This is a genomic window from Burkholderia sp. IMCC1007 (assembly GCF_027257875.1).
Classification (GTDB): domain Bacteria; phylum Pseudomonadota; class Gammaproteobacteria; order Burkholderiales; family Burkholderiaceae; genus Burkholderia.
In genome coordinates, this window is record NZ_JAPVQY010000041.1 from 14,176 (window position 1) to 36,798 (window position 22,623).

Below are 22,623 nucleotides of genomic sequence, written 5' to 3' on the forward strand. Positions count from 1 at the left end.
GCCGGACAAGCGGTCGACAATCGGAAGCATGAACAAGCCTACGGCCAGTGCTCATGCCCTCGTCGGGTTTTCCGAGTTGGTGCAGAGCGTCGGCGTCAACCCGCTTCCGTTGCTGCGTGGCGCGCATATCGCGCGCGCGGCGCTGACTGACTCGGGAATCCGCATCCCGCTGGATGGGCTTGCGAAGTTGCTGGATGACGCGGCAGAGGCTACGGGGTGGCCCGACTTCGCACTGCGTCTGGCCAAGACGCGCCGGCTTTCCCACTATGGAGCGGGCGGCTTACTGGCACGCGACGAGCCGGACGTGCGTCACGCGCTGCTCGCCATCATCTCGAACATGCGCCTGAAATCCGAGAACGTCGTACTCGACCTCCAGGAAACCGGGGCGGAAGTTGCCGTGACGGCACGGCTGGCTGTGCTGCCCTCGTCGAGTTCGCCTCAGAGCGATGACCTTATCGTTGGCGGGCTGTTCCAGGTGATGAAGCAACTGCTGGGCGACACCTGGCAGCCTATGCGAGTGGGGTTTGCGCACTCCATGCAGCAGCGGGCACATCTGTATCGGCGATATTTCGGATGTCCGGTCCTCCTTGGGCAGGACACGAATGTGATCGTGCTCCGGCCCGCTGACCTCGAGCACGTACTGCCGGACGCCGATCCCGCCCTCCGCAGCGAGGCCCGGCAACAGCTGCAGGCACGTGAGGCGTGGCTGCGGCAGCCGCTGGAAGCCAAGGTGATCGAACTCATCAAGGCGATGCTTCCCACGGGCCATTGCAGCATGGAGCGAGTGGCGCTGCGGCTGGGTGTTCAGACTCGAACGCTGCACCGGCAGTTGAGCGCCAGGGGCGTGACCTTCTCGCAACTGACCGACGACACACGCCGCAAGCTGGCGATGCGGTACGTGATGCAATCGGGTAGGCCGATCACACAGATCGCTCAGCTGCTGGGATTCTCCGAGACGAGCGCGTTTTCCCGGTGGTTCTCAAGGACCTTCCAGCGCAACGCGAGTGCGCTCAGAGCCGAGAGGCTGAAGCGGCGTTGAAACCTCGGCCGCCGTGACGATCAGCGCGGCCACCTCCTCTTCACCATTGCGAAGCAGCCCGGGGCGCCCGCGCACGCGCGCACGCCATCGCCGATCACCTCCGAGCCAGGCACCAGGTGCGGCACCCTTTCCGAGACCGCATCGGCTCGGGATTCTTCTGGACCTCAGGCCATGTCCTGGGATGCCAACGAAATGTCCGCCAGGATCAACGAGCCACGGCGCTCAAAAGCGGAAAATTTGCCACTGACGCATCCGATCAGAGATGCGCGCGGACTACATCCTGACGATCGTGCTGGCATGCACATGTGAGGAGCAGATGCTGTCGCGGGCCTATGGCCGCGCGCTTCAGTCGTCCACCCATCGAGAACATCAAGGAGACTCTGAATGTCGAGTGCCGAACCCCTGGCCACGCGGGAAGCAATCTTCGTGGACCAGTCCGACCAAGCCCTGGCGCCGCTTCGTCCCTGGCCGCCGGTGATCGTTTCGCGTGACGCAATCGAGAGCGAGATCCAGCGGCTCGCCGCGCTTGCCAAGCAGGCCAACGGCATCCGCGCGAGCGCGATCGTCCATCCCTGCCACACCGGCGAAGGCAATGGCATTTCGCCTGGTTTCGACGCCGTCCTCCATGTGCTCAGGCCGGGAGAGGTCACCGCGCCGATCTGGAGGAATTCCAATCGCGTCGAATTCTGTCTCCGCGGCTGCGGCTCTGCGACTGTGAATGGCGAGGAGTTGCCCCTTGCCAGATGGGACACCTGCAACATTCCGGCGATGCAGCGTTACCAGCATCGCAATGTCGGCGATGACCTCTTCGTCTGGCTGAGCTTTTCCAATGCCCCGCTGCTGGAGAAGCTCGGCGCCCACTACGCCGAATACGATCCGCCCGTGCGCCGACTGGCGCAGCCACGGCCCCGCAACCTGAAGGACGGCTCGTTCGACGTCGAGTTGCCCGGCGGCGCCCGGTTGCAGAGCGCGGAGTATCTGTCCGATATCGAAGTTGTCCCGTCGCGCGCGCACCTCTGGCGGTGGAGCGCCGTCAAGGATCAACTGGCATTCGCACCGCGAACCGATCAACGTGACTTGGTGCTGCTCTACAACCCGGCGACGGAGCGCCGCGCCGGAACTTCGGCGAGTTTCTTCGTCACCATCCTCGGCGGCACCGCGACCGCGCCGCTGCAGCCGCCGGTCCGCTGGGGGCATCGCCATACACCGGCGGCGCTCTTCTACCAGATGATGGGATCGGCCATCGCCGACATCGACGGCGAGCGAGTGGTCTGGGAGGAAGGTGACCTCGTGATGGGGGCTCCAAGCTGGGCGCAGCACAGCATCAATGTCGGCGTCAAGGATGGCGTCCCCGCCGATTGGGCGCTCTTTGCCATCCAGGACCACCCGCCGCACATCGCACAGGAGTCGCTGATCTGGCAGGACGATCCTGAAAAGCCGATTGCGGGATTGGGACATGAGGTCGAATTGGACTATCTCGCGTTCGCGGCAAAGCGAAGAAGCGAGGAAGACGCGGTCGCGCGGACTGCACACGAGACCTCCGCGGAAGAGGGGCAATCATGACTGTCTTCTACAACAGCAGCTTCTCCGAGCTGTTGGGGCCCTCGTCCCAGCTCGAACGTGTCGCAACCGGCTTCGCATTCACCGAAGGTCCGATCTGGATGGCCGACGGGTCGCTGCATTTCAGCGACGTCGTCGGAGACCAGCGTCGAAGGTGGCATCCCGAGGAGGGCGTGAGCATTATCAGGAACCCGAACAATCACGGAAACGGGATGACGCGGGACGCGAACGGCGGCCTGATCGTGTGCGAACACGTCACGAGCCGGGTGATCCGTGAAGCTCCCGACGGGGAGATTACTGTGGTCGCCTCGCATTTTCAGGGCAAGGAGCTCAACAGCCCGAACGACGTCATTGTCAGTAACGCGGGGGCGATCATCTTCACCGACCCCGATTGGGGACGCACGATCCCGGCAGTCGGCCTCGAGCGGCCCACTCAGCTCGCATTTCGCGGAGTCTACTGCGTGCGCACTCCTGGCGCTCCGGTCCAGTTGCTGGTCGACGATTTCGAAGGGCCCAACGGGCTGTGCCTGTCGCCCGACGAGCGCCGCCTGTTCGTGAACGACACTTATCGGGCGCACATCCGGGTGTTTGACGTCGGGTCTGACTTCAGTCTGTCCAATGGCTCGGTGTTCGCCGATGGGATCGGCGAGGGCGTGATCGGCCAAGGCGTGGTCGACGGCATGAAGCTGGATGAGCACGGCAACGTCTACGTCACGGGCCCCGGGGGCGTCTGGGTTTTTGATCAAAACGGCAACCGCATCGGTCTCATCGAGGTCCCCGAAGAGGTCGGCAACCTGAACTGGGGTGGTGCCGATTGGCGCACGTTGTTCATTGCGGCGAGTTCGTCCATCTACCGTATCGACCTCAATGTCGGTGGGAACCCGTTGGCCTACATGCGGGAGGGGCGCTCCCCCACGGGTGGGGCAGGAGAGGGGCGATGACCGATTCTTCCGTGAATCTCGCCGGGCATGTCGCGGTTGTCACAGGCGCGGCGGGCGGTCTTGGCCGGGAGATTTGTAACGCGCTGGCCAAAGCCGGCGCGCGGATCGCGCTTCTCGATCTCGATGGTTCCGCCGCGACCAAGCTGGCGGCCGAACTCGGGGACGAGCACATCGGCGTCGGCGTCAACATCACCGACACCGATGGCGTGCGTACCGTATTCGAACAGATTGCCGAAACCTTCGGCCGAGTGGACATCCTCGTCAACAACGCCGCCGTTCGATACGAGGAACCGTTCCTCGATCACGATGTGGCGCGATTGAAGCGGACTCTGGACGTCAACATCGTCGGCCCGTTTCTGTGCGCGCAAAGTGCAGCGCGCATGATGGCCGCACAGGGCGAAGGCAGCATCGTCAACATCGCGTCGATCGCCGGCTTGTCCGCGTTCCGGAATCGGGCCGCTTATGTGACGAGCAAGGCCGGATTGATGGGGCTCACTCGAGCCATTGCATGGGAATTGGGCCACACGGGCATCCGCTGCAACGCCATCGCTCCCGGCATCGTCGAGACCCCACTGACGAAGCACTATTTCGAGCAGCCCGGGATGGCCTCGCTGATCGAGACCAACACCGCCCTGGGACGCTGGGCTCAGCCCGAGGAAATCGCCGGCTCTGTCCTTTTCCTCTGCAGTGAAGCTGCCAGCTACATCCAGGGGCAAACGATCGTGATCGACGGGGGCTGGCTTTGCGGAAAAGGCTACTGAAACGGCAGACCCGTCATGGAGCCAGGCGATGAAGACCCCGCCGCAAGTGGCGAGGTCGTCCATCGACGATCAAACGGATTTTGGAGGTAGGACAGCGATGCGTGGCATGGAATATGGTGAGAAGTGGTTCGTGAGTTGGCACAACTTTGCCGCCTTGGACAAAAAAGGAGAACCCAGGAAGAGGCTGCGAATTCACGACGTGACATTGCGTGACGGCGAGCAGCAAGCTGGCGTGGTGTTTACCAGGCAGGAAAAGATCGAAATCGCCCAAGCGCTAGACGCGCTGGGTGTCGATCGGATCGAGGCCGGTATGGTGGCCGTATCTGACGAGGATCGCGACACGATACGTGAACTGGTCGACATGAAGCTCAGCTCTGAGATCTGGACCATCGCACGTTCGACCCCGGAGGATGTGGAGAAGGCCGTTGAAACCGGGGCTGATGGCGTGGGAATCATCATTCTGGCCAACGAGCAGTACTGCAAGGTCTTCCGGTGGAGCGTGGACGATGCCATCGCAAAGGCCCTGCGAGCGGCCGAAACCGCCAAGCGCGGCCGCCTCAAGACTACCCTGCTCATCGCCGACAGTTCCCGTATGGACCTTGCCGTCCTGGAACAGATTGTGAAGGCCGCGTCGAGCGGGCCGTATGACGCTGTCGCCCTGATGGACACTTTCGGAGCGCTCAGTCCCGAGGGCGCGCGACATCTCGTCAGCACTGTACGCTCCTTGACTGCACTGGAAGTCGAGCTTCACCCTCACAATGACTTCGGCTTAGGTGCCGCCAATGCCCTGGCCGGCATCGATGCAGGTGCCGACATCGTCCACACGTCGGCTCTTGGCCTGGGAGAGAGGCTGGGAAACGCCCCGCTGGAGGAAGTCGCTCTCGCCGGTGCGCTGCTTTACGGCCTGGAGCACACGCTCGATCTTTCCCGCATCCATCCGCTGGCGCAACTCGTCCAAAGGTGCTCGCGTGTCTCGGCGGCTCCGAACAAGCCGGTGGTGGGAAGGAGCTATTCGCAGATCGAATCGGGCACTGTGAGCACGGAGTACACGCGCCTTCTGGGTGACGCCGAGCCGATGCAGTGGCTCTTCCCCTTCTGCCCCGAATTGATTGGAGGGCACGCGGTGGAGCTCGTCGTCGGCAAGGGCAGCGGACTCGCCAACATCGATTTCATGCTGGATGCGATGCGGCTAGAGATGGATGGAGCAGCCAAGAGGGATTTGCTGTTGCGCGCCAAGGCCGCGGCCATTGCCCAGCATCGTGTGCTAAACCCGGACGAATTCGCGCGACTAGCAGCTTCGTGCGGCGCAAGACCATCTTGAGAGCACCTGACTAGGAGACACCTATGGACACCAGTTCAACAGCGCTGACCATTCCGGCCCCCGCTCCGGATTTCTACCCGCGCAAAGCCAACATCTACGAGGAGTTGATCCGGGAGAACTGCTCACTGGCGCCAATTTTTCCGTTCGCGCATCCGGGCGCAATCGTGACACTCACCGCTATCCAGCGTGGCGACCACAGGCCATCAGGGCGCTTCGAGCACCAGAACTCTGTCGACGAGGTGCTGCTTTGCCTGGGCTCCAGCCTCGGCTTTCTTCGCGCCGGCCAGATGTTCGTGCAACAGGGAGGGCACGATGTTTCCGGTATAGATTCGGGATCCGAAGACGACTACCTGGTCTTCTATTACTACCAGCGGCAGAAGCCGCAGGGTGCGCAAACCGAATCGCTGGGCTTCCGATGCGCGAAGTGCAATGCGCTGGGGTTCGCGCACAAGTTCGATTCTGTCACCAGTAAGTTCACCAGTGCGTCCGGGCGCGAGCTCGTGCCGACTGTGGCTGGCTCGGGAACATGGGCATTGCGGGTCAACGAGGACCCAGAGCTGCGCAAGTGCCACGCATGCGGCCATCAGAACGACCCTTTCCCCTTGGAGAGCTGGGGTTGGTCGCGCTACATGGTGAACGCCGAGCTTGCCGCGCGCGCAGAGCTGGCGATGCGGGAACTCACGTCCTAAGGGAGACCATCATGCCCCAGAAGAAAACCTTTCATGTCTTCAAGGAGGCCATGCGCCTCAATTCCTACGCGGAGTATCCGATCTTTCCAAGCGATGTCGATCCGCAGACGCATTTGAGCCGCAACGCGGATCCCCAGCCCTTTTATCTGATTTGCGACGGAGATGTCGTGTTCACCTTGCTCTCCGGCAGTGGAACGCTGCTTTTCCAGTCGCAGTCCATCAAGAGCTACCCGATGGGTCCCGGCGACACCGTCTACGTGCCGGCCGGCACGCCCCATCGCTACCTTCCGGCGACCGAGTCGGTTGTCATCCGGGCCAAGGCCCAGTTTCCACGGCTCGAAGGTGTCGCGTGGTACTGCGAAAAGTGCTCCGGTGAAGTTCATCGGCACGTCTGGAGTGCCCATGAGAAGTTCTGCCAGGAGGGGTACCTCGAATCCTGTGAGGCATTCAACGGCAGCCAAGCGTTGCGCACGTGCCCACAGTGCGGAACTGTTCACCCTGCCGTGGACGTTTCATGGAACCGCTGGCAATCCCTTGCTGAGGAACTTCGGCAGGAGGGTGTCCTGCCGGGGCCGCCGGCCGCTGCGCCCGGTGATCTTGGCTTGTAAGGAGGACCGAGTCATGGAAATGATCATCCTGGTCGGGAGCCACGGCGGAACGGCCGAGATGGTTGCGGACGAATTGAAGTCCGAAGTTTCAGCCGCCGGGCACCGCGTGTCCGTTCATCTTATGAAGACAGCCGACCCATTGGTCCTCGCGCAAGACGCTGCCGTCCTGGTCGTCACGTCGAGTCATGGCGAAGGCGAATTGCCCGAGAGTGCACGTCCCTTCTATGAGAAATTGAGCTTGCAGCGTCCGTCGCTGCGTGGCTTGCGTTATGGGGTGTTCGGGCTGGGAGACAACAAGCGCCACACGCACACCTTTTGCTTCGGCGCAAAGAAGCTCGACCGACTGCTCACCGAACTTGGCGCCTCGCGTATCGGCGATGTCGAATGCCATGACATGTGGTCCAAGACACACGTCGAAGACCACGCCGTCGAATGGCTGGAGGGATGGCTGGAGGAGGTGTCCGCATGAACGGGGGAACAGGCCGCGAGGGGCAGGGCGATCCGGAGTCGTCCTATGAGTATGCCGTGGTCGGTGCTGGTCCAGCGGGCGTTGCGGCCGCGCGCTTCCTGGCGCGCAATGCGGGCCCAGGGAAGGTCGTGCTCCTGGGCAACGAGAACTGCGTCCCCTACGAACGGCCGGCGCTGTCGAAGGCCGCACTGAGGCCGGGCGGAGAGGCTATCCCGCGGATCTGCTCGGACGAGGAATTCAAATCGATCGGTGTGGAGTTCCGGCGCGGCCACGAAGTCATTCGCATCTGCCGCGAGGAACGATGGTTGCAGACCACCGCCGGCCGCATTCAATACGGCACGCTCTTGCTGGCAACAGGCGCCTCGCCCATCCGCCTAGATATCCCAGGAGGGCATCTGGCGCAAGTCTTTTACCTGCGCCAGACGGCGGATGCTGAGGCGCTCAGGACCGCCCTTGCAACTCGACCGCGGACCGTGATTGTCGGCGGAGGCTTCATCGGTCTGGAGGTGGCGGCGACCGCTCGCGCCATCGGATGCGAGGTGTTGGTGGTGACCAAAGGCGAGTTCCTCATGAATCGCTGCCTTCCGGCGATGATGGCGCAATCGGTCGCATTGATGTTGCAGACCCGGGGAATTGCGTTCCGCTTTGGGGTCGCCCCACTCGCGGTGGAGGGAATCAGTCGGGTTGAGGCTCTGCGGCTCGACACGGGGGAGTGCATACCGGCCGATGTGCTGGTTATCGGCATCGGGGCCACACCCAACTGTGGACTGGCCGTGGCCGCCGGCCTAGAGGTCGACGATGGTGTTGTCGTGGACGAGCGCTGGCGCACGTCGGATGCGCACATCTTTGCGGCGGGAGACGTGGCACGCCGGCGCCTGCCGAATGCGCATGGAGTCTCGCGCGGGGTCCGTCTGGAGTCTTGGGAGCCGGCCGAAGAGCATGGCGAACTGGCTGCTGCGGCGATGCTTGGGATCACGGCGGAACCGCCCGGCGTTCCATGGATGTGGTCCGATCAGGACGACGTGAACATCCAGATTGCTGGACATCCCGATCCCGCCGCGCCCCTTGTTCTGCGTCAGGCGACGGGCGAGGGTAGCAGCATTGGTGTATTCCTTGACGACGGGCGCATCACTGGCGCTATCACGGTCAACGATGGACGATCGATGCCGTTGCTGCGTCGGGCGATCCAGGAGCAGCGTCAGCTGGATGGCGGTCTGCTCGCTGATCCCGGCGTGGAACTCAGGCAGGCATTGGGCATGCGCCGACGCGCATGAGATCGAACAAATCCACAAAAGGCGGAAACGCATGAACAGAGAACAAGTTGTCCTTGGCGCTGGCCTCTTCAACGACGCGGAGGCGCGTCGGCTTGAGTCGATCGGCAGCAGGTTGGCACGAAAGCCGGCAGCCTCCACCCTTGCCACGGCTGAACTGGAAGCATCGATCAGCCTGGTACCTTCGAACGCTCCGGATCGCCAACTGGCGATCACCTATATCCTGGCCGAGGAGACCACCGGCATCGCTTCGGCCGTCGAGTCGGTGCTGCGGCTTTCCGACCAGGATCGCCTGCTGCTGGAGCGGATCGCACCCGCCGAACTGCTGTTTCATTGGGAAGATGAGCATCTGCCTTTCGAGGGGCGCGGACCCGCAGTGCCGGTCTTTGCAGCGATCCCGCTGGATGCGGCATCGGATATGGACATGCGAGCGCTGATCGATGAGATGCTTCGCAGCCACAAGGATGGGCTGGTCGCCAGGGCTCGCGAAGTCGGGTACTACCGTGAGGCGATGGCGATCTCGCGGGACTCGTCGGGCAATTCGCTTTATCTGCTTTACCTCGAACTCAGGGTGGAAAGCTTTGCCTCAATGGTGTCGCGCCTGATGAACTATCCGAAGACGGCATTCTCGGCCTGGTGGACACCGCGGTACATCCAGCTTGTCGGCAAGCAGCTGATGGAGCGGGCGACAAGTGAAACCGTCTTGCGCAAGCGGGCCATGGCGTAGGGCTGCGTCGAGCACGCGTGATGAGCGCTTGGTGACCGTCAAGCTGAGACTGCCATTTCATAGCCCTTGGTACAAACACGCGCACGTTTGGAGCAGCCGATGAACGGTGGGGTGCGAGCGCGTGTAGTGACGAGTCGCTCTGCCCCTGACGCATGCGTGGTGGCCCCTATATACCGCCCCGCTTGCCTGTTCAGCTAAGCCAACTGACGATATCCGTAGAGTCGCCGCCGCTGGCGTTCTGACCGGTCTTGTCCAAAGTGAATCGTGCTCCACGCCAGCAGTTCTGGAGGCTTGAGGACCGCCTTCCTGTGCGTGTCTAACGACCGCTTCTCCCGATGGGATTGAACAACTCGTTTTAGACGGCGGTCATTCACTCAAACTCAAACTGAGATGCTCAGCGCCCAACTAACTGTCAAATGAGCGCGAGCCAACAGAATGAAAACTGACTCAGAGGAAAGAGGCGAATCTCCTCTTTCCTCTGTCAGCACATCGGTTCACTTCCGGTCAGAAGTGCCCCCGCCACGAACGGGCGCCTGGTGAGCTGAAGTGTCTCGGTGGGTAACCGTGAGTATTCGTTGGCGGCTCGGTAGGGTCATTAAAGCCGTTCCACAGCCATCTGGCGAATACAATTTTCAGCTAACACCATCTTGAAAACAGATAGCGAGGTGTGATGTGAAGCCGCACTCTCGGCATCGAACACAACATGGAACTTCGCCAACTACGGTATTTCGTCGCCATCGCCGAGCACGGTACTTTTTCGAAAGCTGCGGAAAAAGTCTTTATCGCGCAATCCGCGCTGAGTCATCAGCTTGCACAATTGGAAAGCGAATTGGGCGCCCGTTTGCTCCATCGGTCGCACCGCGGCGTAGAGCTGACCGAGCCAGGTAGAATTTTCCTGGCGCATGCAATTTCCATCCTGCGACAGACCGAAGACGCTCGAACCAGTGTGCATAGCTCATCAGCCGAGCTCAGTGGCAAGGTGGTGTTCGGGGTTCCGCACAGTGTTTCCAACGCGTTGGCACTGCCACTGCTGCAAGCGGTACGTCGGCAGTTCCCGAAGGTCGAACTCGAATTAACAGAAGAGTTGACTGGAAATCTGATTCGGCAGCTAAGAATCGGACAGATCAATCTGGCGATTCTGTTCGATGATGGCCAGCTCTCAGAATTCGCTTATAAACCGATCCTCACCGAACGACTCTGCCTCATTGCGCCTGCGGAACCCAACCGCCGCAGGTCGCCAGCATCCATCTCGTTGAAAAAAGCGTTGTCGTTGCCTTTGATCCTGCCGGCTGACCCTCATGGCGTACGACCAATCATCGAAGCCGCAGCACGTCAGAGCGGCTATGCTCCTCCCAACGTCATCGCAGACATCAGCTCGATCAGCATTTTGCGCACTACATTGCTGGCTGGACTCGGCCAGACCTTACTGCCCGTGATGCCGCTTAAACGTGAGCTAGAGGCGGGCCTGTTGACGGCTGTACCTGTCGTTTCACCTGCATTAGCACGGGTAGTGGCGATCTGCGCTTCCAAACAGCTCCCCTCGTCTTCCGCGGCGTTGGCAGTTTCCCGACTGACCGTTTTGCTTATTCGAGAGCTCTGTGCCAACCATGGCTGGTTGGATGCGACACCGATCCTCCATGACAATGCGCATCTCTCGATTTGAGCGACGCGGCTCTCGAGTTCTATCCGGCCACAGTGGCACCGAACGCTCTTTACGTCCTTTGCGTTGATGTCCACGCGGAATTGACCCACCGGGGATGCGGACAAAATCTTGGACTTCTTTGGAGGTGTCAGCGTCGGATAGATACTCCCTACTGGGGAAATTACGTCAGACGTTGACAGGAGGTACGACTTACTGCTGAACGAAGGCTAAATTGGAGTTGACCCTGTAGCCCCCGGACACAACTTCAACCAGCAGTTGATCGACAGCAAGCGGATGGGCTATCCGGGCTTTGGGGGGGCGAGTGGGGGGGTGCCAATTATGTTGGCCGCCGGCCGTGCTGCTTGACGCTCTCTAGGCGAGGTCAAGGATGTGCTACGCGAACATGCGGATTTCCTGACCGAATAGGGATGAGCCAAGCCTCGAGGGCACCGTGTCGTCTTCGTGCGTAACCTGCTGCGACGCTATGTGGACGCGAACTGGCAGGAGGCGCGAAGGGTATTGCGACCGAAACCAGCCTGGAGTGCTGGACACCGCAACTGACATCCGTCGGCATTCCATCATGCTCGCAGTTGGGCGCTGCGCAATGCTGGATGACGGCATGGGCTCGCGATATCGCAGAGGAAGCCGAGAAATTGGGGCAGTAATTTTGTGGGGTAAACCCTAGCTACTCGAAATCCGCTGGCGATGAGGGTAAACACTGTTTTTGACGATTTTGACATTTATCGAGTCGATAGCTACTCTTCCTCAAAAAGAGTTGTGATCAACTTAGTTGTGTGCAATATAAGGATGAGTGATGAGCTCCGCTTGTTCCCCAAATACGACCTCGGATGAGTCTGATATCGAACTGTTTCTGGAGAATCAAATCTGCTTCGCTTTATATGCCGCAGCGAACAAGACGATTCGTACGTACACCCCGCAACTGAAGCCTATGGGCATCACGTACCCGCAATATCTCGTACTGCTTGTCTTGTGGCAAAGGGGCACGGTACCGATGAAGACGCTCGAAGACGCTTTGTTTCTGGACTCGGGCACGCTAAGTCCGCTGGTTCGCCGAATGGAGAAAGGCGGACTAGTGACGCGCGAGCGCGGTGTCGAAGACGAACGGGTGACGTTGATTCGGCTAACCCCGAAGGGACAGGGCCTGAAAGAGCGGGCTCGTGGTATGCCTGGCAGGCTTCGATGCACCATCCACTACCCCGTGCCGAAGATTGTCGCTTTACGTGAGTCGTTGAAGGATTACGTGGCTACTATTGATGAGCTGTGAGTGTGACGAAAGGGGTTGAACATGATTTCCGCAAACGCGCCATCGGCACGTGGGCCTCTGGACCGAGTCCTGTCTCCGCTCCAAATCGGTCCCGTCGAGGTTAAGAATCGCATCATGATGACAGCTCAGACCCTCCTCTACGGGCGCGACAATATCCTCGGCGACCGCCACGTTGAGTATTACCGCGAACGGGCGCGAGGTGGCTGTGCATTGTTCATATGCGAGCAACAGGGTGCGTATCCCGTCGCAAAGGGCTCATTTCATGAGGGATGTTCGGCGTACGACGAAAGATGCATCCCGCAGTACGAGAAGCTGGCGGGGGCAGTCCACGAGCACGGAGCCAAGCAGTTCGTGCAGCTTTTCGGCACTGGGGTGCATGACCGTGGAACCACCATAACGGATGAGTGGCATCCCCTGTGGGCAGCTTCAGCTGTGCGGTCAATCACACACAATGAAGTACCGCTGGTCATGGGCGACTACGAGATTGGCCAGGTTGTGCAAGGTTTTGGTCGCTCCGCACTGAACGTGAAAACCTCTGGTTGCGATGGCGTTGAGCTCCACGCTGCTCACAGCTATCTCCTTGGTCAGTTTTTGAGCCCGGCCTACAACAAGCGAACAGATCGCTACGGTGGCTCTGTCGCAAAGCGATGTCAGTTGCTTCTCGACATCGGAGAGGAAATTCGAAAAAACGTTGGAGCGCACATCGCGGTTGGTGTACGCATTTCGTTCGACGAGTACCTGGGCTCCGCCGGCATCACTCCGGAGCAAAGTGAAGAGCAACTTGAGATTCTGGCTTCCTCCGGCCTCTTCGATTTTTTCAACATCAGTGCGGGCGGCTACCATACGCTACATATGACCGTCGCACCAATGTCTGTTCCACAGGGGTATCTCTTGCCTTTTGGACGCATTGCAAAGCGCGTCATCGGCAATCGCGGGAAGGTCTTCATCGTCGGGCGCATCAAGAGCCTCCAGCTCGCCGAGGAAGCGCTACAGAGCGACGCGGCCGACATGGTTGCGTTGACGCGTGCTCAAATGGCCGAGCCAATGCTGGTGAGGAAGACGCTTGAAGGACGCATCAGCGAAATCAAGGAGTGCGTCGGCGCCAACGAGTGCATCGCGCGCATTTTCGAGAACCGTCCCGCCGTGTGTCTGATGAATCCCCAGGCGGGTCGGGAGTGGAAGTGGAACGAGTCGAATCTTAGTCCGGTGGCAACACCCAGGCGGATTCTGGTAGTCGGCGGTGGAATGGGCGGCATGCATACCGCCCAGCTGGCCGCACGCCGCGGCCACTCGGTCACTCTCATAGAGAGGAGCGAGAACCTCGGAGGTCGGTTGGATTTGCTCAAGCGATTCCCGTCAAGGGATGAGTGGCAAGTCGCAATCAACAATCTCGCGCGAGCAATGGATGCAGCTGGCGTAGTAGTGCGCCTCGGCGAAACCGCAACGCTCGACTTAATCCGGACCATGGCTCCGGACTGTGTTGTGCTCGCCACGGGCTCGACCTATGACAAGTATGCAAGAAGTCCGTTCAGGCCAGATCGCGAAACCATCCCTGGGATTGACCAGGCCAACGTCTTAGACATGGAGACAGGTGCGCGAGCGACTCTGGCGGATGCTCGCTCACTTGGTAAGAAGGTCATCATCTTGGACGAAACGGGCGAGTATCTACCGTTCGGTGTCGCCGAAGTTCTGTCAACGGCGGGCGTCGATGTTGAAATTATCAGCCCTCAAAACGTCGTAGGCGCTGACACGCAGCGCCGGCTTGAATATTCGATTGTGCTGCCTCGTTTGACCACGCATGGCGTTCGCATCACACCACAGCAGAACCTCGACAAGATTGACGGCACTTCAGTGTGGATTGTTTCTAACTGGGGAGGTCCTTCCAGGCTAGAGACCAACGTGGACACAGTCCTGGTTTCGATAGCACGGAAGCCACAGACCTCACTCAGTGCTGAGCTTAGGGGCATCGTGAGTGATGTTCGGAGTGTGGGGGACTGCGTTGCCCCTCGCTCCTTAGCTGCAGTTATATTCGAAGCCGAAGAGATGGGTCGCACCTTGTAATCGCAAGCCCTTAGGTTACCGACCGTTTCGGCAAGGAGTATAGGGTGAATACCAACCGTTCACGTTCCTGGAGAACTCTGGGACTCGACTTCGTAACGTTGCGAGTCTATGCAGCGGCGATTGAAGAGCGAAGTCTTGCCGCTGCAGCAGAGCGAGAAAATATCGCTTTGTCGGCCGTCAGCCGACGGATATCCGATTTGGAATGCAGAAGCGGCATCACCTTGTTGAATCGGCATGACCGCGGAGTGACGCCTACGAGTGCAGGAGAGGCACTATTCTCTCGCCTCGGCGACGCCTTTGCCATCTTTGAGCAAATCGCTTCCGAACTTGACGCAATGCGCTCGGGAACGCTTGGTCGAGTACGAATCCAGGCTCACATGTCAGCCGCATCGTTACTGCTGCCCGAACGCCTCGCTGCGTTCAAGACCGAAAATCCCACCGTAGATATCGAGGTGGAGGAGGTTACGTCAGTCGAGATTGTGCATTCAGTTCAGATGGGACGAACGGACATTGGCTTCGTCTCGGCAACCACTGTTCCGTCGAGTCTGTGCTGCAGCCAATGGCACCAAGACGAACTGATGGTTGCGTTGCCCGAAGCTCATCCGCTTGCGCGAGAGAGCACCTTACGTTTCGACTCACTGCTGGAATATCCCTTTATATCGATGCAAAAAGGTAGTGCTTTGCACAAGATTTTTCAGCACGCCGCAGAGGAGCGAGGACGGCAGCTCAATGTCATAGCTCATTCCTCTAGCTTCGAGAGTGCCCGCCGAATGGTGGCTGCCGGCTTGGGTTTGTCCATTCTTCCACAGCTTGCTCTGCAGGGTCCTGCTTCCCAGAATGTCGAAGCGCGAAAGATAGACGAACCGTGGGCCCTCCGCAGTTTGCTGATGATTCACAGACCTGTAGACCAACTTCCGGCGTCGGCAAGAAGTCTCGTTTCTTACCTTGCTGCTTCGCGCAACGTGACGCTATCTGCCGATGCAAAAGAAATTAGGTTCGCTAAGAAAGAGCAATCCTGCATTGCTCAATGAGTAACACCATGTGACTCGTACTCTGCCAAAATTCCAGTGTGGAATTGGTATTTGAATCCGCACAGAATTTGGAGGAGCGAACATGGTCACAATAATAAGCGCACCAGAACCGGCAACAGACTTGCCGGCGATGGTTCCGACTGAGGCACCTCGTAGCATCGAACACGATGCTACAACGGCCCAGTTCAAAGTCGCGATGCGACGTCAGGCGTTGCCCATCGCAATTCTCGCTTCTGGCTCCGAGGATGGTAGAGCCGGAATGATTGCGACCGCTGTAATCTCTGTTTCCATGTCGCCGGCCAGCTTGTTGATATCCGTCAACCGGTCCGCGAGTCTTCACCCCGTTATTTCTTCCAGTAGATTGTTTTCTGTCAACTTCCTCGCACAGAGACATGAGCGGCTTGTGTCTATCTTTAGTGGCGCGCTAAAAGGCGAAGAGCGGTTCCTTCACGGAGACTGGAAGGAGGCCGCGGGCATTCCGGTCTTGAGTGATGCCCATTCGTCGATGATTTGCGAGGTCGAGTCATCTCTCGTTTACGGATCCCACCAGATATTTGTTGGCCGCGTGAAGGAAGTGGAGATGGGGGACTCTACGACGCCTCTGATTTGGGCTGATGGGGGCGTTGTGCGGGCGCGTTAGCGGTGTCGGTTCACGTCCAGCTTCATGCACGAGAAAGCTGCTTTGCTCAAACAGGAATGGCTAAGAATTTTTGACTGCAGGATTATGAGACGTGGACATCGGTTTCAAAGATATTTCATTTAGATGTCCAAATTGATAGGAATCTTCGCGCAATACCTTGCAGGCAGCGAGATTTCATTTGGCATATCCCGTGGCGCGGCGAAACTTGACCGTATGCCCCTGAATTTTCAGATAACGCCGATTCGGCAAAACAAACGACGCATACAGGAGTAGACATGGAATTCGGTATCTTTCTTCCCAATGGAAGCAACGGTTACATTCTCTCTGAGGGAAGTCCCGTATACACACCGACCTTCGAACACAATGTCGCCATCGCGCAGGAGGCGGAGCGTTACGGCCTGGACTTCCTCATTTCGATGATTAAGTTCCGCGGCTTCGGCGGTACAACGGGTTACTGGGACGAGTGTCTTGAGTCGTTCACGCTTAGCGCAGCACTCGCGGCGTCCACCAAGAAGATTCGAATGTTTGCCAGCAGCGGAATCCCGAGCTTGCATCCCGCAGTGGCAGCTCGAATGATTGCGACGCTCGATGACATCAGTAACGGTCGTTGTGGGCTGAACATCGTGACAGGCTGGAATCGTCCCGAATATGAGCAAATGGGTCTGTGGCCGTCGGAGAACTACCACGCCGGGCGATACGACTATGCCGCCGAGTATGTGGAAGTGGTGCGCTCCCTGTGGGCGAATGAAAACGTTAACTACAAGTCTGACAATTTCTCGCTGACGGATTGCAGTTGCCTTCCGAAGCCAAAGCACGACATCAAAGTCGTCTGCGCTGGACAGTCACCAAAGGGAATTCAGTTCACCGCTCAATACGGTGACTACAACTTTGTCTTTGCCCCGCCCAACCGGCTGAAGACTATGACTGGCGCCATGCAGGCTGAGGCGGCAAAACATAACCGAAAGGTTGGCACGCTCGCTTGCTTCACGCTGATTGCGGCGGATACAGACGAAGAGGCGTTTGATCTGACCCAAACCATCATCGACAAGGCCGACGTGGGAGCAATCGGAAACATGATTAACAGCGCGAACATGGATTCGAACCGCGGGGGCACGAGCGATAACTTGCGCGATGCGCTTAAGCAGACAGCATTTGAAGGCAACATGGCCTACATGAGCATTCCGGTCATCGCGGGTTCATACGAGAACGTAGCGAAGCAGATTGACGAGATTGCCGAAACGACGGGCATCGCGGGAATGCTCTGGACTTTCCCGGACTTCCTCGCGGGTGTGCGGGACTTCGGCGAAAAGATTATGCCGCGCCTGCTCTGTGCAAATGGCCCACGTGCTAAACAGACTGCATAACGAAGACGAAGCCTCAGAAAGCGTTTGAGGCCCGCTCCAGACTCAAGGAGAAGACAATGGCTGGAATGAATGGGAAATCGGACTCGGCAGAAAGCTTCGGCTTTTCGATGTTGCCTGTGTCGGACGGGGAGAAGATGCCGAAACTCAACCTGACCATGGCTTGGTGGGCAGTTTGTAGCGCTGTCTTTTATATCGTGGTTGCAGCAATTCTCGCAACGCAATTCGGTACCGCGAGCACGGTCATAGGAATGCTCGCATCTGTTGTGACCTTCGCTTTGGTCAACTCGGTGATAGTAGCCTATGCAACCAGGACGGGGCTGTCAGTATCGCAATTCTCGTTTCGAGTTTTCGGGCGTAGTGGTGCTGCTCTCGCAACTTTGATCTTCTTCGCAACGGCTATCTACTACGCGGTGTTCGAGGGTTCTGTTATCGCGGTATCACTGAACTCTATGTTCGGGACAATCTCGTACCCCGTCGCATGTGCGATTGTGGTGCTCTATAGCGTCCCTCTGGTCTTCGGGAGCATCCAGCATTGGCTCGACAAGCTTAACGGCATCCTGCTGCCAGTTTATGGCCTTGGACTAATTGCAGCAGTCGGACTAGCAGTCTACCAGAATGGTTATACGGACGCGTGGCTGCACGTGCAGCCGGCCGCAAATGCTGGCGCTGGGGGATGGTGGCACTGTTACATCGCCTACATGGGACTGTGGATTCTCATGATGTTCACGTTCGATTACGCGCGGTTTGGCAAAAAGAAAGAAGTGTCGTTTCTTCAACATTTCACGTTCGGTTCGCCGTTCTATTTAGTTGCTTATGTCGTGAACGGATTGGTTGGAATCTTTCTCGTGAACACAGTGCAGATGATTGGAGGTGTGACAGAGGTGTCGGTGGTTTTGGCATTGCTCAAGACAATGGGCATCCCCGGGTTGATTTTTCTGTGGGCCACGCAGACCCGGATCAACACCGCAAACTACTTCTTGGCGTCCATCAACATGGCGTCGTTCTTCAACCTCTCGCTCGGCCTGAAGGCGCCTAAGTGGCTCTGGGCTTGCGTGGTTGGATTGATTGTCTACCTCCTTATGTTGTCGAGCCTGTTCAGCTACATCCTCAAGGCCCTGGCATATCAGGGTGTGTTTGTGGTGGCTTGGGTAGCCATTGCTGTTACTTACATCATGACTGAGGGCGCCACTACAGCTGATGGACTGGCGGAAACCGCTTCGTCGCCCGGTGCGCATGGAATTGTTGCCTGGTCGGTAGGAGCTGCTGCTGGCCTCATCCTCATGCAAGTGGCCGACCAAACGGTAGCGAGCTTCTCATCGCCCGCCACGGCCGTAGTGTCCAGTGTCGCTTACTACATGCTTCGCCGCATACCGCAGTCGAAAACAGAGATTGCCTCGTAATTTCCGATAGTCAGTTTTAACGGACTGTTTATTACATGGCCATTTGGCGCTTAGCGGATTTTTGTAACTTGACCTGCAACGGCATAGACATCGCACATTTGCGTACATTGAAGAGTTGGAGAATGAAATGGAAAAGTTTACCCAAACGCCTCATTACAAATACGACCCGATTGTCGGGCGTAAGCCCCTGAATATGCCTAATGGCGCGCGCGTCGCAATCGTGCCCTATGTCAATATCGAGCACTTTCCCGAGGCAATTGCAGGTACCGCGCTCGTTCCGGGGACAGCCAAATTCACCCCTGATGCTCTCAATTATGGTTGGCGTGATTACGGCAACCGTGTCGGTCTCTGGCGGATGATGGACATCATGGACGAAGTCGGAATGCGCGGAACCGTCTGCCTGAACTCAGACATCATCACAGAGTACCCGCAAATCATCGAGGAGGGCGAGAAGCGCAAGTGGGCGTGGATTGGACACGGAATTAACAATGCGCCGGCAAATTTCCTCTCCGGAATCGACGAGGACCGCGAGCGTGAAATCATCAGCACCGTGCTTACTCGAATGGAATCGGCACTTGGCCGTAAAACGAAGGGTTGGTTGGGCCCGTTCTTGACGCAAACTTTCTCGACGCCGCACATCCTTGCCGAGCTTGGCGTTGAATACCTTTGCGATTTTACGGCAGATGATCAGCCCTTCAAATTTAACACACGTACGGGCAGCCTCATTTCCGTCCCGTACACGGTTGAACTAAACGACATTCCGGCGATTATGAATATCGGCGTGTCCGGCGAGCAATTCGGCGACATGATAATCGACCAGTTCGATGTACTCTACGAGGAAGGTGCCACGAACGCGCGCGTCATGCCTATCTGCCTGCACACCTTCCTCGTAGGCCAGCCGTTCCGTGCCAAGCACCTGCGCCGAGCTTTTCAATACATCACCTCAAAATCGGACGTCTGGCTCGCGACAGGCGACGAGGTTAACGATTGGTATCGCCAGCATTACCTTTGATTCCCCGTCGTCGAAAGGTAGGAGCCGCACTTAGTCTGCGGCAAAGGGTACCTAAATTGACACGACGACAATGCAGGTAGCGCTGGTGACAGGAGCCGCGAGCGGCATAGGTCAGGCAGTGGCTGTCGAGTACGCGAAGCGGGACATTGCGGTTGTTGCAGGGTATTTCCCTGGGGATCTGCATGATCCGAGCGAAACGGGACGGGTCGTCAAACTGGCAGGCGGTCTGTCTGTGATGCATCCAGTGGACGTGAGGGATCTCGACCAATTCGAAAGGCTCTCGAGCAAGGCTCCAAGCGAGTTCGGGCACTTGGATTTCACAGTGGCCAATGCGGGGTACCCGTGGCATCTACTCTCGTTGAGCAGACCGGCGAGAAGCGGGGAGATGAATGATGTCGACGTCTCTGGCGTCCCCAGATTTTGCTGGGCGGTTGCCATGGAACTGGCTCTGTGCGGCATCAGTTGCAACACGGTGATTCTGGGTCCGAGGCGTCGCAGATTGATGACTCGTTCAACTCTTTCGTGGAGTCGGGGTTGCGCGAATCCGGAAAAGGCATCGCCCAAAAGCGAGCAGGCCGGCAAAAAGACGTCGCGTCAATGATTTGTTCCCTCACAAGCGGGGGCACTTTGTATGTGACGGGGCAAAGCATCGTGGTCGATGGTGGACTGACCGTGCGATGGCCATCGTGACTGGTGCGAGTCAGTTCGTCGCTGAATATCTATGATTAAACGAGGTATGCAATGAGCAATCAAAGCGCAGAAGCAAATTATGCGGGAGTCTGGGGTGGCAGGTCGGGGTTTGGGAAGAAGTCCGCTCTCATTGTCATCGACTTCTGCCAGGCATACACGCTGCCCGACGCACCCCTGTTCGCTTCTGGGGTTGGGCCGGCAGTCGCGGAGAGCGTCGAGTTATTGCAGGCAGCCAGAGAGGCGGGCTTGCTAGTTATCCACACGACGGTTAAGTACCATGCTCAGCACTTCGTTGACGGTGGCGCTTGGGTGAAAAAGTCGCCTGTCTTGAAGTGCCTTGTCGACGAACGCTTCAGCTTGGTATGTGAAGGGGTCGAGCCGCTCGACTCGGAGTTGGTTATTCAGAAACAGTACGCGAGTGCGTTTTTTGGCACCAGTTTGGCCAGCACGTTGACCTCTTCCGGCGTGGACACCGTCATCCTGATTGGATGCTCGACCAGTGGATGCGTCCGCGCGTCAGCCGTGGACGGCGTCCAGCATGGATTCAACGTCGTGGTTCCACGAGAATGCGTCGGCGACCGTCATGAAGGCCCGCACGAAGCAAATCTCTTTGATATCAACAGCAAATACGGTGACGTCATTTCGAAAGCGGAGGTGCTGGATTACGTCCGGTCGATAAAAGGCTGACAGACATGGTCCGATCTTGAAGAGTGCTAGCTCCACCGAATTTGGCGCTAAGTCGTGTGTGGCGCGTCAACAAATAACTTTCTATTTATATAAATCGATTGTAAGTATTTAAGTGAGGCTGGCAATATAATTTTGTGAAGAAATTTCACAGTTTTGAGGTTTGACGACAAGTAAGCGGAATAATGGAAATTTAAATTCCGCATCAAAAAAATATTGGAGGATGGGATATGGAAATAATCAGTGGGAGCAAACTTGCGCACAGGATGTCGGAGTTAGCGGCAGCTGCGATGTTGTTGTTGTGTTCCAATGCGGCATTCGCGCAGTCGTCCATCGCAATTTACGGCGACCTCGATATCGGAGCCCAGTACCTTACTAATGCTGATGCAAACGGTAAGTCAGTATTTGGACTCCAATCTGGCAACGCATCTCCGACAAGATTCGGTTTAACAGGAGCGGAGGACCTTGGTGGGGGGTATAAAGCCATCTTCAAGCTCGAAAGCGGTTTTAACATCGCGAATGGTCAGTATGTATTCTCCGGCGTACCGTTCGACCGCTATGCATATGTCGGACTGGACAGCAAGTTCGGCACGCTGACGTTCGGCAGACAGCGTAGTCTCCTCTTTGAGCAGTCGGTTCTTTATGACCCGACGTATCTTGCGCAGTTTTCAACCATGTCTACCAACTACATTCCCCTTGGTAGCCTGAATCAGAACAACGCCGTCAAGTACATATCCGCACCTTATGCGGGCGTCAGTGGCGCGCTCATGTACGGCTTCGGTCAGCAGGTGGCTGGAAATTTCCGCGCCGGACAGTTCATAAGTGGCTTGCTTGCATACGAGGCTGGCGGCTTCGGAGCGCGAGTTGTCTACGAACAAAGCAAGGGTACGGTTACGACTGCTCCATCATTGGACCAATCGGGATTGGTCGACCGTCGGGTGAGTTTGGCCGCTCGCTACAAGCGTGCCCTGACCACCGCTTACGCTTGGTACACAAACGTGAGCGGGGACTTGCATTATTCGCCTCCCGGCAATGTATATGGAGGAGGACTATCCCAGCAATTCTTCCCAGACTTCAGCGTGGTGGGAGAGGTAAATCACTACCAGACACGGGACGATTCTGGCCATCCGACATGGTTCACCATCGGAGCGCTCTACAACCTCTCGAAGCGCACAACCCTCTATGTCTTTGGGAGCGTGCTGCGAAATAACGGTGGACGAGGCTTCACTGTGAACACTTACGATCTGGTTTCGCCCGGTAACACAAACCAAACCGGTGTGCAGGTTGGTATCAACCATCTTTTTTAATCTCTGCACGGACGAAGCGTCTTGAACCGCTGGCAGAACGGCGACCGGTATAGCGATTTGACTACTTCGTGGTCACGCTGATAGGGAATTCGCGCGGAAAGCTGCGGTCTTGGATTGCGAA

General features: G+C 58.0%; 22 protein-coding genes. All 22 read left to right on the plus strand.

Features of this window, described 5'->3' with window-relative positions; genetic code table 11:
* Positions 1 to 28 precede the first annotated feature (28 nt).
* The 22 genes from O1Q03_RS27810 to O1Q03_RS27910 all read left to right on the plus strand — a co-directional run bounded on the left by O1Q03_RS27810 (position 29) and on the right by O1Q03_RS27910 (position 22,502).
* Complete coding sequence (locus O1Q03_RS27810; protein WP_269507258.1) at positions 29 to 1,039, plus strand: AraC family transcriptional regulator; 1,011 nt, start codon at positions 29 to 31, stop codon at positions 1,037 to 1,039.
* Between the two features lie 384 nt (positions 1,040 to 1,423).
* Positions 1,424 to 2,602 carry a hypothetical protein gene (locus tag O1Q03_RS27815; protein WP_269507259.1) on the plus strand — a complete coding sequence of 393 codons (1,179 nt, stop codon included), beginning with the start codon at positions 1,424 to 1,426 and terminating at the stop codon, positions 2,600 to 2,602.
* Positions 2,599 to 3,540: an SMP-30/gluconolactonase/LRE family protein gene (locus O1Q03_RS27820; protein ID WP_269507260.1), complete on the plus strand. Its 942-nt coding sequence runs from the start codon at positions 2,599 to 2,601 to the stop codon at positions 3,538 to 3,540. Before O1Q03_RS27815 ends, O1Q03_RS27820 begins: the two co-directional genes overlap by 4 nt.
* Complete coding sequence (locus tag O1Q03_RS27825) at positions 3,537 to 4,301, plus strand: SDR family NAD(P)-dependent oxidoreductase (protein WP_269507261.1); 765 nt, start codon at positions 3,537 to 3,539, stop codon at positions 4,299 to 4,301. Before O1Q03_RS27820 ends, O1Q03_RS27825 begins: the two co-directional genes overlap by 4 nt.
* Positions 4,302 to 4,329: 28 nt before the next feature.
* The gene (locus O1Q03_RS27830; RefSeq protein WP_269507262.1) at positions 4,330 to 5,622 is read left to right on the plus strand and encodes a LeuA family protein; all 1,293 of its coding nucleotides are present in this window, start codon (positions 4,330 to 4,332) and stop codon (positions 5,620 to 5,622) included.
* A gap of 23 nt (positions 5,623 to 5,645) precedes the next feature.
* On the plus strand, positions 5,646 to 6,311 hold the full coding sequence (locus O1Q03_RS27835) for a hypothetical protein (RefSeq protein WP_269507263.1): 666 nt from the start codon (positions 5,646 to 5,648) through the stop codon (positions 6,309 to 6,311).
* A gap of 11 nt (positions 6,312 to 6,322) precedes the next feature.
* Entirely contained in the window at positions 6,323 to 6,919 is a 597-nt protein-coding gene (locus O1Q03_RS27840) for a cupin domain-containing protein (protein ID WP_269507264.1), read from the plus strand.
* A gap of 13 nt (positions 6,920 to 6,932) precedes the next feature.
* Positions 6,933 to 7,388 (plus strand): flavodoxin domain-containing protein, encoded by a 456-nt coding sequence (locus O1Q03_RS27845; RefSeq protein ID WP_269507265.1) that lies wholly within the window; start codon positions 6,933 to 6,935, stop codon positions 7,386 to 7,388.
* Positions 7,385 to 8,662 carry an NAD(P)/FAD-dependent oxidoreductase gene (locus tag O1Q03_RS27850; protein ID WP_269507266.1) on the plus strand — a complete coding sequence of 426 codons (1,278 nt, stop codon included), beginning with the start codon at positions 7,385 to 7,387 and terminating at the stop codon, positions 8,660 to 8,662. The genes O1Q03_RS27845 and O1Q03_RS27850 overlap by 4 nt, the downstream gene beginning before the upstream one ends.
* A gap of 31 nt (positions 8,663 to 8,693) precedes the next feature.
* Positions 8,694 to 9,386 (plus strand): hypothetical protein, encoded by a 693-nt coding sequence (locus O1Q03_RS27855; protein ID WP_269507267.1) that lies wholly within the window; start codon positions 8,694 to 8,696, stop codon positions 9,384 to 9,386.
* A 703-nt stretch (positions 9,387 to 10,089) separates the two neighbouring features.
* Positions 10,090 to 11,049 (plus strand): LysR family transcriptional regulator, encoded by a 960-nt coding sequence (locus O1Q03_RS27860; protein WP_269507268.1) that lies wholly within the window; start codon positions 10,090 to 10,092, stop codon positions 11,047 to 11,049.
* A 793-nt stretch (positions 11,050 to 11,842) separates the two neighbouring features.
* Positions 11,843 to 12,313, plus strand: coding sequence for a MarR family winged helix-turn-helix transcriptional regulator (locus O1Q03_RS27865; protein ID WP_269507269.1), 471 nt, complete (start codon positions 11,843 to 11,845; stop codon positions 12,311 to 12,313).
* A 21-nt stretch (positions 12,314 to 12,334) separates the two neighbouring features.
* Entirely contained in the window at positions 12,335 to 14,374 is a 2,040-nt protein-coding gene (locus O1Q03_RS27870; RefSeq protein WP_260427911.1) for an oxidoreductase, read from the plus strand.
* A 44-nt stretch (positions 14,375 to 14,418) separates the two neighbouring features.
* On the plus strand, positions 14,419 to 15,405 hold the full coding sequence (locus O1Q03_RS27875; protein WP_269507271.1) for a LysR family transcriptional regulator: 987 nt from the start codon (positions 14,419 to 14,421) through the stop codon (positions 15,403 to 15,405).
* Positions 15,406 to 15,601: 196 nt separating this feature from the next.
* A complete protein-coding gene (locus O1Q03_RS40290) occupies positions 15,602 to 16,045 on the plus strand; it encodes a flavin reductase family protein (protein ID WP_409364210.1) in 444 nt (147 codons plus the stop codon).
* 275 nt (positions 16,046 to 16,320) lie between these two features.
* A complete protein-coding gene (locus O1Q03_RS27880; protein ID WP_269507272.1) occupies positions 16,321 to 17,409 on the plus strand; it encodes an LLM class flavin-dependent oxidoreductase in 1,089 nt (362 codons plus the stop codon).
* A 56-nt stretch (positions 17,410 to 17,465) separates the two neighbouring features.
* Entirely contained in the window at positions 17,466 to 18,809 is a 1,344-nt protein-coding gene (locus O1Q03_RS27885; RefSeq protein WP_269507273.1) for a purine-cytosine permease family protein, read from the plus strand.
* A 127-nt stretch (positions 18,810 to 18,936) separates the two neighbouring features.
* Positions 18,937 to 19,821: a polysaccharide deacetylase family protein gene (locus tag O1Q03_RS27890; protein WP_124524244.1), complete on the plus strand. Its 885-nt coding sequence runs from the start codon at positions 18,937 to 18,939 to the stop codon at positions 19,819 to 19,821.
* A gap of 70 nt (positions 19,822 to 19,891) precedes the next feature.
* On the plus strand, positions 19,892 to 20,422 hold the full coding sequence (locus tag O1Q03_RS27895; RefSeq protein WP_269507275.1) for an SDR family NAD(P)-dependent oxidoreductase: 531 nt from the start codon (positions 19,892 to 19,894) through the stop codon (positions 20,420 to 20,422).
* The gene (locus O1Q03_RS27900; protein ID WP_260427909.1) at positions 20,344 to 20,511 is read left to right on the plus strand and encodes an SDR family oxidoreductase; all 168 of its coding nucleotides are present in this window, start codon (positions 20,344 to 20,346) and stop codon (positions 20,509 to 20,511) included. Before O1Q03_RS27895 ends, O1Q03_RS27900 begins: the two co-directional genes overlap by 79 nt.
* A 51-nt stretch (positions 20,512 to 20,562) precedes the next feature.
* Complete coding sequence (locus O1Q03_RS27905) at positions 20,563 to 21,198, plus strand: isochorismatase family protein (RefSeq protein WP_124524245.1); 636 nt, start codon at positions 20,563 to 20,565, stop codon at positions 21,196 to 21,198.
* Between the two features lie 227 nt (positions 21,199 to 21,425).
* Entirely contained in the window at positions 21,426 to 22,502 is a 1,077-nt protein-coding gene (locus tag O1Q03_RS27910) for a porin (protein WP_269507276.1), read from the plus strand.
* The last annotated feature ends 121 nt before the right edge of the window (positions 22,503 to 22,623 follow it).